Source organism: Coleofasciculus sp. G3-WIS-01, assembly GCF_040223135.1.
In the GTDB taxonomy this organism is placed as follows: Bacteria; Cyanobacteriota; Cyanobacteriia; order Cyanobacteriales; family Coleofasciculaceae; genus Coleofasciculus.
This window is the reverse complement of record NZ_JAVJZI010000036.1, coordinates 1-17,132: the sequence shown is the minus strand read 5'-3', so window position 1 is coordinate 17,132 and position 17,132 is coordinate 1. Positions and strand designations below refer to the sequence as shown.

The window sequence follows — 17,132 nt, the reverse complement described above, 5'->3', positions numbered from 1 at the left end:
GAAAGCTTTAAATTATGTAGATTTCGGCATTTTTGAGTATAAATACTGACTATATTTTTTAATATTCCGCCAAACTTGCCCAAAAACGCCCATTAGATTCCTGCGGGTAGGGGCGCACCGACGTGCATTGGTGTCAACTTAAGCGCTAAAAGCAGGGGAAGCAGGGGGAGCAGGGGGAGCAGAGGGAGCAGAGGGAGCAGGGGAAGCAGAGGGAGCAGAGGGAGCAGGGGAAGCAGGGGGAGCAGGGGGAGCAGAGGGAGCAGGGGAAGTAGGGGAAGCAGAGGGAGCAGAGGGAGCAGAGGGAGCAGAGGGAGCAGGGGGAGCAGAGGGAGCAGGGGAAGTAGGGGAAGCAGAGGGAGCAAGCAACACGCCCCAGTTTGTATCGAACTGCTCGAAACAATAATTGGCAAGGGTTGTAGCTTAAGTTGACACGGATGGGCACTGCCGTGCCCTCTACCGCTGAACCGATGTCTAGAACCCCCCCGTCGTGGGAAACCCTCGGCGCTGTAGAACTTCCTGCGCCTCTTGCCCTGGCGTGTAGTTGTAGCCAAAAGCACCACGTTCTGAGTCATCCAGAATCTGAGGCGTGAGCAATACAATCACCTCTTGGCGTTGATTTACCCGATTTGTACTTCTGAACAACGCTCCCAGAATCGGCAAATCGCCTAGAATTGGCACTTTACTGACTGTTGTGCGATCGCTCTCTTGAATAATGCCTGTCAGGATTAGAGTTTGCCCGTCGCGGAGGCGAATCTGACCCGAATTAAGCTCACGCACGTTCAGAAGCGCAATTTGATTGACATTTTCTCCGACGCTGAGATCTTGTGTGCCACCAATAGACGTGACGCGAGGATTGACGTTTAGGGTGATAAATCCATTATCGTCAATGCGCTCAACGGTGATTCCCAGTTGTAAACCGGCTTCCCGAATTTCCGCCGTTGTCGTCACCGTTGTCAAGCCATCACTAGTTTCTCTTGTCTGCTCAATATTTCCCACAACTTCTTGTGTCAGGTTAACACCTGCCGTCTGTCCTTCTTGAATTAACAGGGTAGGATCAGTCAAAATCTTGGCATTTCTGCTCGTAATTTGAGCTTGCAATTGGGCTAAGAAATTTTTGGGAAACTGGAACAAGGAGGGTAAAGCCGAGGTTATTTCTGCACGAGTCCCTCGTTCGAAGGTCGTAGTTTGAGTTGGAGAAGTTCCTGGAGTTCCTGGAATTGCTGGAGTTCCTTGAATAAATTGAAATGTACCATCTGGGAGTTGAATAATCCTATCAGGAACTGCTGGAGTTCCTGGAGTTGGAGGAGTTCCTGGAGTTATGGTAGTCTGGACGACATTCGGTTCTGGGAGAGTAATTTCTGTAATGCCTCCAGTGAAGGGATCTGTTGAAATCCCAGCCACACCCCGAAAGAATCCTACATCATCACCTTGCTCTACATCAAATCTAAACTCAGGAGTTACAGCATCATTCAGAATCCTAATGGTATCGATTCCAGTTCCTGGAATGGTTTGTGTAGTCTCGCCTGGAACCAAAAACGTATTGGCTCCAGCAAAGGGATTTGGAATAACTGTTTGAGCGGTAGGACTTGCTATAGCTTGTACATCAGTTGGAGGTCTAAACTCACCATAATTAAAGACTGCAGCCCCATCATCGACTACAAAAAAGCCATCACCGACACCGAAGGAAAAGCTGGCGTTAAAGGCATCTTCTCCGAATAAGTTAACGTCGATAATCTTGACATTAATTGCCACCTGACGACGCCGCAGATCTAACTGCGTCAGGTAAGCCGAAGCCAGTTCAATGTGGCGGGGTTCACCCACCAGGGTAATTGAATTCAATCGCTCATCGGTTGAAACCGCTAATCCCCTCAGCAACAAGGCACCCGTTGCTTCCCCTGGCTGATTGACGGTGAGGGGTCTCAACTCGGCGGGTTGTTCGGTTTCCCGAATCACGGCTCCTGTTTCTTGATTGAATTCTCGTTCAATCGGGATAACCACCTGTTGCACTTCTGCCCCTTGGGTTGCTAGGAAGGCAGAGGCGCTGGAAACGCTAACTTGATTTAACCGTAAAGTGCGACTAATCACATTACGTGCCGCTTGGGGCAGGCGAGTCCCCACAAATATAGTACGTCCCCGACGGTTTGCCTGGAGTCCAGAAAGCTGAAGAACGTAGTTAAACACATCTTGAACGGGTTCATTCTCCAAATCCAGGGAAATTGTCTCCTGAGCCGCCGCTTCTGCCTCACCACCGCCTCCTCCAGCAAAGGCAAGGTTCAACCCAGCCGATCGCGCCAAGAGTGCCAATACTTCTCGGACAGGGGCTTCTCGCAAGGACAGGCGAGGTACTACAGCCGCTGTTCCCAAGTCAATCTCGCTGGCGGCGGCATTCAGATTAGAAACCGCAATATCCCCCACAGGTGGCGCAACAGCCCTAGGTAAGAATGGGGGCGCTGGAGCAACCGGTTGAACTGTCCCCGCAGGTGCAGCCGGAACCCCATCAATGGTAATTGTCGGATTGGGAACTAAAACATCGGGTGAAGGGGCTGGAACCAGAGGAGTGGGAGTGGGTTGGACTTGGGTGGGTTGGGGAGATTCTGGTGTCGGGGTTTGGGCAATAACTGGGGGTGAATTGAAACGCGGGGATTGGGAACCTCGAGTGGCGGGAGATGAAAAGTCTGAGTTGGATCGAGTTATCGCTGGATTGGGTAGAGTGGGAACAGTTGCTCCTGATTCTCTTGGTGGCGGAGCAACCGGAATAGAAATGCTCTGTTGATTTTCTGGTGCTGGATTAAAATTTAAATTCGCTGGAGCGGTAATCTCAGGTTGAGTGCCAATAGGACTCGTTGCCACATTAATCGTCTCTCTCCCCTGGGTTCGTGCACCTGCGCTTCCTGGCTGGGGAATACTCACATTGTCTCGAATCCTGGCGCTATTTGTTTGAGTAGAGGAGGGTAGCGTTGGTGAATTAATGGATACTGACTCCCCAGAGGGCGAGGAAACCGGAATCGACAAGGCGGCTTGATTGCTGGGAGCAGGGCTAATTCCTAGGGTAATTGCCTGAGTTTCTTGCTGGAGAATTTGACCCTCCGGTGAACTTTGGGTCCCACTCACGGTTACCCGAATGCTGTTAGGATCGATTTGACTCACCGTAACGGCTGTAATACCGGGCATAGGGTTGTCTTGGCGAAAGCTATTGCCTTCGCTCAAATTCAACCGAGCATTGACGATATCAGCCACCCAATCCTTACCCCGGTTTATCGGGAAAACTTGGGGGCGCAGATCCCCGGCTTGGGTTTCCAGTATCACTTCTAAGGTACTGCCTCTGGGATTGAGCCGTACTGCAGTGACTTGAGCCGTCGCCGCCCAGACGGGTTCTGTTATCGATAGGGAGACGGCAGTCGCGATCGCGATTCCACTCAACAGTTGATCCTGTCTCACAATTCACTCCTCACTCATGACCTCTAAACCACCTTAATCCTAAGATGCTAGGGTTGACACTCCTCAGCCTAAAGGCATGAGGATTCTTCTTTCATCGAGCGCTCTTACTATGAAACAGGGGTCCTATTTCATACCAGAGGAGCATCTCTGGAAGAAGCGTTTTGCTCCATTGCCGAAGCTAGTTACGATATGCCCTACCGTACTATTGAAAACAAGAAAAATGTGTTTTCTGGTACTTGGTGCTTAGACTTTTTACCTGTACAAGCATTCCTGTACAGAACCCTCTAAGGCTAGTTTTCAAGGTGCGATGCCTCTCGGACCCAGGTTTTTATAGAGGTTAAACACCCTTTCCTCTGGCGTTAATTTTAACACAAAGTCGTCCTAGAAGAAAGAGGCTTTAGATCCAATTTTTCGGTAAATTAATTAAGCTGGGTTCAGAATTTCTTCCCAGACGTGCCATGGCACGTCTCTACACCTCCTGCACCCCTACACCCAGACGTTCCACGCCTTACGTCTCTACATTACTGGGCAGGTTCTGGGGCTGCTGCTGCTTCCTGCTTTTGTTCCTCACTCAAGGGCATCAACACATCCAGTCTATAGTTTGTTTTCAGAGTCGGTTTAGCATCGGGGATGATTTCTTCGTCTTTCTTTACAATAGGTATCACTGTACCTTTGTCATCGACCAACAGCCCTTGCGGTGTACTGATCTCTGTCGCCAAATCTTTCACAACGACTAAGGTTTGCAGTCGCTCAATACTGCGTAAAACTGACTGAATTTCGTTAAAGCTGCCCTCCATTTCTAAATTAAAGCTTTTGCGTTTGAGTTTACCGTTAACAGCTGCTCCCAGGGAACCATCGGTAACGATATCACTTTCTTCTTCGTTTATCTCGACAGGTTCATAACTCGTCAATTCTCCGTCTATGGTTTTAAAAAATCCATTCACATCCAACAGCAAGGTATCTATCGATTGTTCATTGGCAAATAAACTTAACACCTTTTGGTTTTGCTGCTTTGCCTGAGCCAATTCTAATTGTTTCTGTTGAATTTGCTGCTGGATCTCTTGAGGATCTTGGCGCTGACTCTCCTTTTCTTGGCGCTGAGTTTTTAACGTGTTGTATTCTTCAAAAACGGGCTGCACAACATTCATCGCCAAGTAAGCTGCTCCCAAAATTCCTAAGACAGCGAAGATAATTCCCGAAACTTTTGGCGTGAAGGTAATCCCAAATGCGGTGGGATAACTTGGCGATTCCTCCTGCTCTTCAACGGGGATAAAATCTGGATCAGCATAAGTCATAGTTACATCACTCCGTAGTTGTCTCAGTTGGGCTTGGGCTTGGGCTTGGGCTTGGGGCTGGGGTGGCTGTCTCCGTTGCCTGATTCTGCTTAATCTGCTGTAAGGCTTTGAGCCGAGCCACTAATCCCACCGCTCCTTTGCGGTCAATTTCGCGCAATAGTTCAGAGGCTGGGACATTTGTCAAGCTAGTTTGAACGGTATAGCTGACTACTTTGGGTAACTCGTAGGTAATCTCAGCAGCATTTTGGTTATCTTCCTTTTCTGGTACTTCTAACTGAGCGGGGTTCTCCTCCAGTTGAGCGCTAACGATACGAGTTTTTTCATCTTGAAAGAAGGGAGATTGTTTTAGCGTCAGCAGAAAGTTGTTCACATCATCAAATGTCTTGGCTACGCCAGAAATCTCTAAGTTCATCGTGGGTAGGGGCGTGTTACCCTCAGTCCCCGCAGCCCCCTCAGCCAATTCGGTTTCCGTTTGCTCAATCGTTTGAATTTGTACATCGGTGGGGACGCGATCGCGAACATCCTGTAAAATAGCTGACCAGGGCTTAATTTGATTAAACACCGTTGCCAGCGCCTCAGTTTCCTCTCTAGCCCCTTGGATTTGAGTATTAAGCGTAGCTATTTTATCTTTTTCCGCTTGCAAGCTTGCCAATTCGGCGTCGATTTCAGCAATTTCAGCGGTTAACTTGGCATTTTCCTGAGTCAGCCAAAACCAACCAGCACCTACTAACCCAGGCAGAAGTAACCCAACAATCACACCCAGAATCAGCGGCGTCATTTCCCCCATTTGAATTTGTTTTTTGGCTTTAGGGGACTCTGAGCCTTTATCGGCTTGGCGATAATCGGGTCTATCGTTAAGAAAATTAATATCGAGACTATACATTAGGGTTAAACCTCCCGCAATCCTAATCCTAGTACCGTTCCCAATCCGGGTCGTTGTACTGGGGGAACATCTTGCTCCATCTCTAAGGATAGTGCCGCAATCGGATCAACCTGAGTAGTGGGCAAGCTTAATCGTTGGGTAAAAAATTCATCCAGTTGCCCAATTCCGCCGCCGGGTCCGGCTAAGAGGAGTTGAGCCACTTCTAGATTTTCACTCTGATTTAAATAAAAGTCGATGGAACGACGCAATTCATCGGCTAGTTCGCCTAAAACTCTCAGCAGGGCTGCCATTCCCGGATTAATTCCCGTGGCGCCTGTGCGAATGCCATCCACGGGGGTGTTGGGTATAGTCATTCCTTGCAAGAGTTCTGTGTTTCTAGATGTCGGTAAATTCATCGCTCGCGACAAGGCACTCTGGAGTTGGAACGTGCCAATGGGAACGGTGCGGGAAAACTGGGGTACGCCATCGACAATAATGGCAATTTCAGTACTATCAAATTCTATATCCACTAATACTGCCGCTTCTTGGGGAGCAAATTGTCGTAGTTGCTCGCGAATGGTGCGAATCAGGGCAAAACTATTGATTTCTAGCACATCGACTTTTAACCCCACCAGTTGGAAGGTATCCAGATAGGTGTCAGTCACCTCCCGGCGCGTTGCCACTAGCAAGACTTGTACTTTTTCAATCCCATCTTCGTCCATGAAGAAGCCCAGTTTTTGGTAATCTAGGTCTACTTCTTCGCGAGGATAGGGTAAGTATAGACCCGCTTCATGGTTAAGCACCATATCTCGCAGTTCAGTATCATCAAGTTCGGCGGGAATGGGAATAATCCGGATCACCGCTTCCCGCATGGGGACAGCCGTGGCGACTTGCTCAACTTTGAGTTTATGCTCGGCGAGAATTTCAGTCACCAGTTCAGCTAAACTGGCGGCATCGATAATTTTCCCCCCGTCAAACAATCCTTCGGGGACTTCGTGGGTGTGAAGGCTTACCAGCTTGTAGCCCTGCCCTTGCTTACGCAGTTGGGCGATACTAATACGTTCTGGTGCTAATTCTATCCCGATACCTTTCTTGCCCTTAGAAAATAGATCTTGGAAACGGTTAAACATAGCTCAGGTGGGGACTGGTGTCAAAATTATAAGGCTAAACTGGCTTAAGCGTTGATTGTTCATGTTCTGGCGAGACGCCAAGCCAGCTACATCGTTGGCGGCTAACTGGCGGGAATAGTTCTGCCGTTATGGTTAGCAGGCGTTCCTTTATCTAAGTATATCAACAGTTTGAGGTTTTCTTAATGGATGGGTGGGATCTATTTAGATGAAGCGTACCGTTTCCATACCCGTCAATTTACCCCATAAAAGATTTCTACCCCTCATGGGGTTTTGTGCTGACATTTTTAATCAGCACATTGATTGGGCATTGAAGGAACAGACCTACAACAAAAACAAAGCTCACAAAGCTCTGTATGCCGACTTAAGATTGCAATATCCCGATGTGCCATCAGCGTTGCTGCAAACTATTCGGGATAATGCAATGGAGGCAGTTAAAGCAACCAAATTTAAGCGGCATCCCCAGAAAAAACCGACATCAGGGCTCGTCGCCAGCTCCAACAAAAAGGCACTCGTAGCGCCAAGGGTCGTTTAAAAGCGATGTCAGGACGCGAGAAGCGGTTCATGAAGGACACGAATCATTGTGTAAGCAAGAAGCTAGCCAACCAGCCAGGTGTAGCAGTCTTTGTAGTTGAAGACTTGTCCAGTATTCGTACTCAACGACGGGGCAAGAAGATGAATAAATGGCTGGGAAGCTGGGCATTCTATCAGCAAGAGCAGTTTTTGACTTATAAGGCAGAAGCATTGGGTAAGCGAGTAGTTCATCAAGACCCTCGCTACACCTCGCAAAAGTGCAATGCCTGCAAGCATATCAAGGGGACAAATCGCAATAAATCACGCTTCTGCTGCAAGAACTGCGGTCATCGAAATCACGCTGACCTTAATGCTGCTAAGAATGTTCGCGATGACTATATTCTCTCTTTTACCGTTGGTTAACCCTTCAGGGGACTCAAGAGCAGGTGTCAGTCAATGCACCGTATGTTTCGGGCGAGAGCAATCTCGCCTAGTTACAAGCCCCATCCCCCCTTGCCCCCCTTTGAAAGGGGAGTATAAAGGGAGCGAGGATTTTTGCCTCTGGATATTCATGAAAAAAGTCAATATTTTCTGTATGAAGTGCTGGATGACATTTTCGCAGACTAATTCATAATGATTTCCCAGCTATTTAACTAAGCCAATCCAGGTAAAGGATAACATCGCCAATTGAGACTGAGATAGACGAATAGCGCCATTGCTCCTCTTTATCGTTCAGGAAGCAGGTATAGATACTTAGGCAAAAAGACAGAACCGATGGCTTAACAAAGTTTAATATTTTCCTTCAAACCTTTAGCCCTAAATACCAGGTTGCTGGCGGTAAATCACTGGATTTTAGTATAGCAGATAACAAAAATCCGACAATTTACTCACGGCTAGTAAAGAATTGAAAACTAAGGCGGCTGAAGACTTACGAAGTAAGCAAATAAAGCGTAGTATGCCTTAGTAATAGAGCGAATTATCCTGCGTAGCGTTCAATTCAATAACTATGTCGATTACCAGTTCCTTATCAGACTTTTCGATACCAGAAATTTTCCAGTTTCTAGAGAAAGGACAGAAAACTGGAGTGTTGACGCTAGGAGCATTGCCAGAAGCTCCAACACCACTCAATGAAATTCATTACATTTGGGTTTACAAAGGGCGTATTGTGGCGGCGGCACACCAATTAGATCATCAAGGTTTAGTGAAACTGATTGCTGAACAGATGGGAGTGAGCCAGCGTGTGGTGACTAAACTTGTACAGCTATGTCCGACTGATAAACCCTTGGGGTTGAGCCTCAAACATCATGGAATCTTGTCCATCGAACATTTAAAGCAACTCTTCCAGAGTCAGGTATTGCAGCGAGTGTGTGCTTTATTTGAACTCAAAGAAGGTCAGTTTAAATTCATCCCAAACGCCCCCATACCCACCAAAGAAATGACGGGATTGAGCATATCAGCGACGGAAGCAACCTTAAGAGGGTTGCGATTGCTAAAAAATTGGGATAATCTCAGCGATAGACTACCCGATCCAAATTCAGGGTTAGCCAGTATCCTGGCGGGTAGCCCTCCTTATCGCCTATATCCTTTAGAGGAGCAAGTATGGGAACGGGCGCAAGGAACAGTTTCGTTGTCTGCGATAGCCAAAGAACTGAATGTCCCCGTTGAACAAGTGCAGCATGTAGCATTTACCCTGATGACGGTGGGTTTAGTTGAGGAAGTTCCTCTGTTAGCGGGTATTTTGCCAACTCAAGAAATTGAGCCTTTACCCACTCAGTTACCTGAAGCCTCAGAGAAACACGGGATTACGCCTTCACTCCTGCACAACTTAGTCGGTTTCTTGCGGAGTAAAGCAGGTAATCGTCAAGAGCGACATTGGAATTATGTTTCCACTCATTCATCTCCCACTTCATTACCCTTCCTCAAAAAAGAAAAAGAAACGATTAAATGCTAACCGCTTAATTTTAAGATTGAACATCAAGGTTGGTAACGATTTGATCGAAATATTTAGAAAACTACAACCAGTAGTGATGCTCAATCAGGGTTACTTGCTCGCTTTACAGTGTCTTTTCCCTATTCTTTTGCCATATTTTCTTGCCGAGCGGTCAGTGATATGTCCTCTCCATGATCGACCATTTTCCAAATAGAATGAAATAAAGTGATTGGACAAATATTAACTCTCGATAACCGATGATATTCTTCCATGGATGGGGGTTTAAATTTCCATTGGAATCCTTTATACTGTGTTTCCACCTTCAGAACAATTCCTTCCTGTCGATAGAATCCCATCTGGGGATTATTCTCCTTTTCTTGATTTAGGATACAATTATTTACATAAATAATCACCATTCAAAGATTGATACCCTTGCTACGTCCCTCTGCTTATCTACTCATTGCTCATGGAAGTCGAGATCCACGTCCTCAGCGAGGATTAGAGGAATTGGCACAGTTATTACACAAACAGTTAGTGAGTCAAGGTAAGGGAAGGGGAGCCTTAATGATTCGCGTCGGAACTGCCACGTTAGAACTAGCACCTCTACCCTTACATGAACAAATTTTTCAATTTGCCACCCAAGTTATAGGAACTGACTGCCAGCAAATCCAAGCTTTACCCTTGTTTCTCCTACCGGGGGTACATGTGATGGAGGATATCCCCCAAGAAGTCGCGATCGCACAACAACGGTTAGGGGAAAAAATCATCATCAACCAGCAACCTCATATCGGTGTGCATCCCCGTTTAGGACAGCTACTGGTGAATCAACAGCCAGCCCTAAATGCCCCGATTAAAATTCTAGTCTCTCATGGCACACGCCGTCCGGGTGGTAACCAGCCAGTCGCCGCCTTAGCCGAGCAATTAGGCGCGATCGACGCTTATTGGTCAATCGAACCAACCCTCAGTCAACGAGTTGCTACCTTAGGGTCGGCTGGGTATCAGCATATCGCCATCGTGCCTTATTTTCTGTTTACTGGCTCAATTACCGACGCGATCGCGCAATCCGTCGTTGAGTTACAACAGCAATACCCTCAACTCCAACTCGAGTTCGGTGAACCTCTGTGCGCCACTCCTGAGTTAGCTGAATTAATCCTAGATTTAATCGAATCCTGAACAATCAAATCTGCGGTATTTACCCCTAACCAGCAGATTACACTGAAAATGACCCCGGACGGATGCTTTAGGGCGATAAACCAGGTGCTAGGCTACCATGATCGATCAGGTTTTCAATAATCGTTATCGCGTTGTCAAGATTTTAGGCTCAGGTGTCTCAGGATTAATTTACCTAGCCGCCGATACTCGCCATTCCGATTGCCCGGTTTGCGTAATTCGACAACTCAAGTTACCCACGAAAAATCCTCAGGCACTTGAACGCCTGCAATTTCTCTTAACTCATAAATCAGAAACCCTGGAACGGCTGGCACAAACCAACCAAAATCCAGAAATATTAAACTATTTTGTCGAAAACCGAAAATTTTATCTGGTCGAAGAATTTATTCCTGATCATCCCTTAAGTACCTTTAAAAAATCCGGTCAACAGCCCAAAGAAGATCAGGGATTAATCCGGTTTCAAGAAATGCTAACCTTGGCGGTTAAGCCACCTGAACCAGAGGTAGAACCCTCTCTAGTTTCTACCTCTGCCCAAACGTCCATTGCTGATTCTGAGGATTTGGAAATATTTACTGGAAGGCAATTACCAAAATCTCTTAATAAATCCAGATTTAAGCAATGGCGTTGGCTCATTTGGGTGGGAGGAATAAGTTTGATAATTGGGGTTGGATTAATTTTGCTGCTAAGAGAAGATCCTAACGGGACAAAAGCGCAAGATTTTTTGAATCAAGGGGTTGACCAACTAAAAAGTGGTAATGTGCAGGGCGCGATTGAGGCGTTTGATGAGTCGATTCGGCTCAATCCTAACAACCCATTAGCTTACGGGAATCGGGGAATGGCTTACGATGAGTTGGGAGTACATCAAGCTGCTATTCAAGATTACAGTAAATTGATTGAGCTTGATCCGAGTAATGTAGACGCTTACTATCAGCGAGGGCTAGCCCGTTACGATTTAGAAGATTGGCAAGGAGCTTTAGCAGATTTTACCGAATTAATTCAGCGAAAGTCCAATGAGGCTCAAGTGTACTACCATCGAGGAATTACCAACTACCAACTGAACCAGTATAAAGCGGCGATTGAAGATCTTGATCAGGCAATTCAGCTCAATCCCAAAAATGCCCAAGCTTATGCGGCGCGAGGATTAGTGCGGGATGGGATGGGAAATAAGCAAGAAGCCATGGCAGACTATACTCAAGCTATTGAGTTAAATCCCAATAACGCCAAAGCGTATTACAATCGAGGCAGAACTCGATTTCATTTGGCAGATTATACCGGGGCTGTAGACGATTATACCCAAGCGATCGCGATTGACCCCACACATAGTATGGCTTACACAAATCGCTGTCCAGCACAGTTTAACCTAGGAAACTATCGAGACGCGATCGCGGATTGTACGGAGGCGATTAATCTGAATCCGAACAATCACATCGCTTACAACAATCGCTGTATTGCTCACTTAAATCTTAAAGACTATCAAAAAGCGCTCAAAGATTGCAGCCAATCGATTCGCATTGAACCCAGTTATGAAAATGCCTACATTAATCGTGGGGAAATTCGCCGCAAGTTAGGAGATAACCAAGGAGCGCTCGAAGATTACATCCAAGCCATTCGACTCAATCCCAACAACAGCGTCGCCTATACCAATCGCGCCCTTGTCCGCCGAGAGTTTGACGATAACCCCGGCGCTCTAGACGATTATACCGAAGCCATTCGACTTAATCCTAATAATGCCTTTGCTTATTCCGGTCGAGGATTAACCCATGCTGCACTAGGGAATACCATGGAAGCGATTAACGACTTAGAACAAGCCTCCAAGCTGCATCTCGACAACGGCAGAATTGATCAATATAATGAAGCGCAGCTTCAACTTAAGAAATTGCGCTAATCCCATGAATGAAGGTGAATAATCGATAAATAAGTTTGGGACAATTCACAAATTGACAATGGATAATGAACAATGGATAATGACCTCTCCTTAAAAGAAGAGGATTGAAATCAAGGAAAATCTTTTTAAATTTATTCGTAAACGAAGAGGTCTTAGACCCAATTAATCAATTGTCAATTATCAATTATTAATTATCCATTGATAAAAATTGCTCCTACCCCCTATTTGGCTCTGGGATTTCCAGATAACTTGCCTTGCTCTTGAGCAGCTTTAATGGCTCGCTTGAGGATTAACACTGCCATCTGAGATAGGGAGCGCTCTTCGGCGTTAGCCAGTTTTTGTAGCGCTGCCTTATCTTCTTCTTCTATGTAGAGAGTGACTGTAACTTTTGCCATAGTTTCATTATAAGCACTTTTGTGTGGATAGCACAAGTCTAGACAAAAAAATAAACCGCACATAATCGAGCAAAATTTGTGCCATTTTATGGGGAGTACGAGGGGACGGGGTGCAGGGGTGCACAGGGGCATGGGAAGATAATGGTATCGGGTTGATATTGTGCCGCCTAGCTAAATGCGACAATGGCTGGCTTTTAACTTGACCACTATTTTTCTCTCTTGAATACTATGACACCGAGTCTACTCTTTACCATCGCCAATCTATTTGTTTTACCTTTCTGGCTACTGATGATTCTGCTTCCCAACTGGGGGATTACCCGGAAAGTGATGGAATCCTATCTCCCGTTTGTCGCATTAGCGGGGTTGTACATCTACTTCTTCGCCAACAGTATTACAGCCGAATCTGCCCAAGCCTTATCCAATCCCCAACTTGCTGATATTGCCCGCTTCTTTGGGGACGAAATCATCGCCGCAGCGGGATGGACTCACTTTTTGGTATTGGATTTGTTTGTGGGGCGGTGGATTTATTGGCAAGGGCAGCAGACTGGGGTGTGGACAATTCATTCCCTGGTTCTTTGTTTATTTGCCGGACCAATTGGATTGCTGTCTCACATTTTGACGGCTGAGATTACCCAGAAATTCTCTGCGGGTTCTAAAACGGAATCGACTACTGCATCGACGCCGACTTCATAGATAAGTAGTCGGACATAAATAACCTTAACTGTGTTAGGTTTCCGGGAAATCTCCCATCGGTGCGCTTGGGAGCATGTCACTTTTGTCGGTTGAACCTTTGCAGCGTATGCTCCCACCTTCTTTTTGAGTAACCCAACGCCAGCGGGTTAGCCGGTTGGGTAACGCTGACACTCTACCCAACCTACAAGAATGTTTTGTGCTGTCCCTGACATGCTCCCGTGCGCTGGAGTGCGATCGCAGACTTTTACAAAACTTAATAAGCCTGCCGTTTACTTTTGTCCAACTCAAGAGAGAGATAGTCCCATTTTTATTTAATCGTGCCACAAATGAGGTGATGAACAGATGCGGGAAATGGGGCAATGAAGAGAAAAATAAGTACCTGGACATAAAGTCTTCTATCCTCCTAAAGGGGTAAAAAATATTTATTATTAAGCTAATAAGTTTGTAAATTATTGCATATTCCCTTTTTATACACAACTCAAGTTAGATTATTTCTGCCAAAGATTAAGATTAAATAAAAATAGTACACCGCAAAGGAACTACTCAAACTTCCTGAAACGCTGGCGGCAATGTAAGCATTTTGAGTTTTAAATTCCGCGCAGCGGTACAAGTTGATAATTTTTTATAAATCTGATGAAGGAGAAAAAAATGAACAGATATCTTATTCCGAGTCTGGCAATTGGGACATTAGTGTTTAGTGCGGGTCAAGCTCAAGCTGCCCAAGTGACGATTGACGATTTTGAAACGGGTTTTCAAACAGTCCAACTTGGGGGTAAAGGTATGACCTCTAGCTCAACGATGAATGGGCTTAACCAAATAATTGGTGGAGAGCGCGAAATAAAATTGACCGTAGAGGAGAGTGAATTTGGCACTAATCGGGGTGCGAGTGTCGATGTCCAAAATAGTCTGCTAACTGTGAGCAACGATGCTGGAATCGAAAGTGAGACAGTTATTACCTGGGATGGACCGGGCAAAAGTGGTCTGAATGCTGATCTGACTGGGGGAGGTATGAATGGGGTCTTCAGTTTGGATATTGTCAGTGTCGATTTGCAGGCACTGGTAACACTAGCCGTGACAGACAGTGGTGGTGATACAGCAAGCCTGAGTAAGGCGGCACTAAGTGAAGGAAGTACTGTGTTCAATTTCAATACATTTAACAATGCGATGGATACAGATTTCAGTGATGTAGAATCAATATCCTTGACGGTTGGAGGACCACAAGAGGTTGATTTTGCAGCAGATTCTCTTGTCACTACTGTCGCTCCCGTCCCCGAACCGCTGACTATTCTGGGTTCAGGTTTAGCTTTAGGATTTAGTGCCTTGTTTAAAACAAAGTATTCAAGAAAGCACCAAAAAGCCCAGCACAAGAATTAAGGCACAAATCATTTAAGTAACATACTGTTTTTGTTGTCCTCAAGTTCCCACATCTTCAACAGAGGTTTCCCTAGCGCCAAAAACCGCGATCGCAACTCCTGCCAATAGAACGGCTGCACCTATTAGCACAAAGCGTCCTGGGAGTTCCTGAAAAACGAGATACCCCAAAAAACTAGAGACAACAGGTTCCCATAAAATCGCTAGGGTAACCAGGATTGGAGAAATCCAGCGCACTGCCCAGTTAAAGCTAGTATGCCCAATTAATTGAGGCAAAACCGCCATGAGCAAACTATAAAAGTAAACTGCACTGGGATAACCCAGGTAGCCAACACCAAAGACTAACGGCAAGGGCAACAAAACCAGTGCACCAGTGCTGTAGGCAATGGTAATATAGCTGCCAATTCCCAAACCACGCTGCTGTGCTTCTCGACCTAACAATAAATACAAACTTGCCATCAACGCGCCAACCAAAGCCAGACTATTCCCCAAAGCGGGATTATGACTAACGCCCACAGTTTCTTGATCCCCTAATGCAATCAGCACACCTCCCATAAAAGCAATACCAATTCCCAGTAGGGTTAGCCGAGAGGGTTTTTCCTTAAACCACAGCCAAGATAGCAAAGCCACCCAGATTGGGTTGGTGGTGACTAAAGTCGTAGAAGCGGCAATTGACGTGAAGGATAGGGAAGTAGTCCAGGTGGCAAAATGTAGGGCAAGACAAATCCCAGCCCCCACAGCGTGAGGGAATGCACCAGGACTCAGTTGATTGGATCGTAGGTTTCCCCAAGCGGGTAATATTAATAAAGATGCCAAACTCAGGCGAGAAGCAGATAGAAAAAGACTAAATCCAACACCACTCAACCCAGCCGCCGTATTGGCTAAGCGAATAAAAATAGCGGCACTCGAAACCGCCAAGACGCCAGCGACTAAAACCAGTCCTACCTGCCACGATAACGGTTGCTTGGGCGTTTTCACAATTTCACTCTCCCTATTCATTCAACAACCCTAACCTAGCTATCGCTGCTCTGTTAGGGATTGCTAGAGACAAATCTAGCAACGCAAGAGTTGAATATCCGCACTGAGTCTAAACTTGGTACAGACTTCCGAATACTTCCCTAGTTCGGATTATCTCTAAGACTTTTTGTCAAGTCGCCCTGCAAGTTAGGACATCTTAGTTTAGATGCGGGAAGGGACTACACACTCACTCGTGAGGTTTATCACCTATGTTACGAGTACCAGTTCTATCAAAATCAGGCAAACCACTAATGCCCACCAAACCTAGCCGTGCTAGACGTTGGCTAAAGGAGGGTAAAGCCAAAGTGGTACACAACGACTTAGATTGCTTTGGCATTCAGTTAACCTTTGACACTCAAGAAAACACTCAACCTATAGCCGTAGGCATAGATCCTGGGAAACTTTATTCCGGGATCGGGGTTCAGTCGGGTTTATTCACCCTTTGGATGGGACATCTAGCCTTACCGTTCAAAACAGTTAAGGAACGGATGGAATTACGACGGGTAATGCGTCGAGCTAGACGCGGTAGACGAATTAACCGGAAACTACCCTATTCTGAACGATGCCATCGTCAGAAGCGCTTTGATAACCGAAAACAGGGTAAACTACCACCCTCAATCCGAGCTAACAAACAGCTAGAGTTACGGGTAGTCAAAGAGTTGTTTAAACTGTTCCCCATTAGTGCCATTCACTATGAATTAGTCATGGCTGATGTGGATAGAACCAGTGGGCGAAAATCAGCGCGGTCTGGTGTTGGGTTCTCTCCAGTCATGGTGGGGCAAAAGCAAATGCTTAACTGGCTATCCGAATTAGCCCCCGTTTTAACCCATCGGGGATGGCAACGAGACGGTAACGGAACCAGTCAACTTAGGCAGTGGTTAGGACTAGAAAAAGACAAGAAAAACAAAGCTAACCAGACACCTGCAACTCATGCTGTTGACGGCGTAACTTTAGCCGCGTTTGAGTTTACCCAATGGCGAGAGTGGTACTCGAATAATGCCAAACACGGAAGCTGGTGTGGCGATGTTCAAATCACACCTGCACCGTTTGCAATAATTCGTAGACCACCAATTAGCCGTAGACAATTACACCTGTGTGTTCCTTCTAAAGGGGGTAAACGGCGCAAGTATGGCGGCACAGTTACCCGTCATGGCTTCAGAAAGGGTGACAAAGTTATAGCCGAAAAAGCCGGAAAAACTTACATCGGTTGGTGTTCTGGAGACACCGAGAAACAAGTTTCAGTTAGCGATATTAACTGGAAACGACTAGGGCAATTTAGCGCCAAAAAAGTCCAGTTGTTGCAGCGAAGCACGGGGTTAATCGTCGTGCCTTCACCTGGACCCTTCAAACCTCACCACATTGAGTGGTTCGGTTTGACCTCTATCCCTCCCCAACCTGCTTCGCTGAGGTTGGGGTCTCACGAGGTAAAGCGATGA

At 46.3% G+C, this 17,132-nt stretch carries 15 protein-coding genes; 8 read left to right on the top strand and 7 right to left on the bottom strand.

From position 1 onward, the window contains the following. Positions 1 to 471: 471 nt before the first annotated feature. The 4 genes from RIM23_RS03965 to pilM all read right to left on the bottom strand — a co-directional run bounded on the left by RIM23_RS03965 (position 472) and on the right by pilM (position 6,725). On the bottom strand, positions 472 to 3,438 hold the full coding sequence (locus RIM23_RS03965) for an AMIN domain-containing protein (RefSeq protein WP_446364648.1): 2,967 nt from the start codon (positions 3,436 to 3,438) through the stop codon (positions 472 to 474). A 521-nt stretch (positions 3,439 to 3,959) separates the two neighbouring features. After that, positions 3,960 to 4,733: a hypothetical protein gene (locus tag RIM23_RS03960; protein WP_446364646.1), complete on the bottom strand. Its 774-nt coding sequence runs from the start codon at positions 4,731 to 4,733 to the stop codon at positions 3,960 to 3,962. 7 nt (positions 4,734 to 4,740) lie between these two features. Further along, positions 4,741 to 5,616, bottom strand: coding sequence for a PilN domain-containing protein (locus RIM23_RS03955; protein ID WP_446364644.1), 876 nt, complete (start codon positions 5,614 to 5,616; stop codon positions 4,741 to 4,743). 5 nt (positions 5,617 to 5,621) lie between these two features. Beyond that, positions 5,622 to 6,725: a type IV pilus assembly protein PilM gene (gene pilM, locus RIM23_RS03950; RefSeq protein ID WP_446360103.1), complete on the bottom strand. Its 1,104-nt coding sequence runs from the start codon at positions 6,723 to 6,725 to the stop codon at positions 5,622 to 5,624. A gap of 205 nt (positions 6,726 to 6,930) precedes the next feature. Here pilM and RIM23_RS03945 point away from each other — a divergent pair, with 205 nt between their 5' ends. From RIM23_RS03945 to RIM23_RS03935, 3 genes are all read left to right on the top strand, one after another. Further along, positions 6,931 to 7,257: a hypothetical protein gene (locus RIM23_RS03945; RefSeq protein ID WP_446364642.1), complete on the top strand. Its 327-nt coding sequence runs from the start codon at positions 6,931 to 6,933 to the stop codon at positions 7,255 to 7,257. Further along, the gene (locus RIM23_RS03940) at positions 7,200 to 7,658 is read left to right on the top strand and encodes an RNA-guided endonuclease InsQ/TnpB family protein (RefSeq protein WP_446364650.1); all 459 of its coding nucleotides are present in this window, start codon (positions 7,200 to 7,202) and stop codon (positions 7,656 to 7,658) included. Before RIM23_RS03945 ends, RIM23_RS03940 begins: the two co-directional genes overlap by 58 nt. Before the next feature lie 583 nt (positions 7,659 to 8,241). After that, positions 8,242 to 9,186, top strand: coding sequence for a DUF4388 domain-containing protein (locus tag RIM23_RS03935; protein WP_446364640.1), 945 nt, complete (start codon positions 8,242 to 8,244; stop codon positions 9,184 to 9,186). A gap of 119 nt (positions 9,187 to 9,305) precedes the next feature. Here RIM23_RS03935 and RIM23_RS03930 read toward each other — a convergent pair whose 3' ends face one another. Next, positions 9,306 to 9,581, bottom strand: a complete 276-nt coding sequence (locus tag RIM23_RS03930) for a hypothetical protein (RefSeq protein ID WP_446364638.1) — start codon at positions 9,579 to 9,581, stop codon at positions 9,306 to 9,308. Positions 9,582 to 9,597: 16 nt separating this feature from the next. Here RIM23_RS03930 and RIM23_RS03925 point away from each other — a divergent pair, with 16 nt between their 5' ends. Next, a complete protein-coding gene (locus tag RIM23_RS03925) occupies positions 9,598 to 10,338 on the top strand; it encodes a sirohydrochlorin chelatase (protein ID WP_446364636.1) in 741 nt (246 codons plus the stop codon). A gap of 97 nt (positions 10,339 to 10,435) precedes the next feature. Beyond that, entirely contained in the window at positions 10,436 to 12,220 is a 1,785-nt protein-coding gene (locus RIM23_RS03920) for a tetratricopeptide repeat protein (RefSeq protein WP_446364634.1), read from the top strand. Positions 12,221 to 12,441: 221 nt separating this feature from the next. Here RIM23_RS03920 and RIM23_RS03915 read toward each other — a convergent pair whose 3' ends face one another. Next, positions 12,442 to 12,615 (bottom strand): ribbon-helix-helix protein, CopG family, encoded by a 174-nt coding sequence (locus RIM23_RS03915; protein ID WP_446364632.1) that lies wholly within the window; start codon positions 12,613 to 12,615, stop codon positions 12,442 to 12,444. Positions 12,616 to 12,843: 228 nt separating this feature from the next. Here RIM23_RS03915 and RIM23_RS03910 point away from each other — a divergent pair, with 228 nt between their 5' ends. Together RIM23_RS03910 and RIM23_RS03905 are read left to right on the top strand one after the other, a co-directional pair. After that, positions 12,844 to 13,308 (top strand): ABA4-like family protein, encoded by a 465-nt coding sequence (locus RIM23_RS03910; RefSeq protein ID WP_446364630.1) that lies wholly within the window; start codon positions 12,844 to 12,846, stop codon positions 13,306 to 13,308. Positions 13,309 to 13,956: 648 nt separating this feature from the next. Beyond that, a complete protein-coding gene (locus RIM23_RS03905) occupies positions 13,957 to 14,682 on the top strand; it encodes a PEP-CTERM sorting domain-containing protein (protein WP_446364628.1) in 726 nt (241 codons plus the stop codon). 39 nt (positions 14,683 to 14,721) lie between these two features. Here RIM23_RS03905 and RIM23_RS03900 read toward each other — a convergent pair whose 3' ends face one another. Then, positions 14,722 to 15,657, bottom strand: a complete 936-nt coding sequence (locus tag RIM23_RS03900) for a DMT family transporter (RefSeq protein ID WP_446364626.1) — start codon at positions 15,655 to 15,657, stop codon at positions 14,722 to 14,724. Between the two features lie 248 nt (positions 15,658 to 15,905). Between RIM23_RS03900 and RIM23_RS03895 the strand changes: the two genes are divergently transcribed. After that, complete coding sequence (locus tag RIM23_RS03895; RefSeq protein ID WP_446364624.1) at positions 15,906 to 17,132, top strand: RRXRR domain-containing protein; 1,227 nt, start codon at positions 15,906 to 15,908, stop codon at positions 17,130 to 17,132.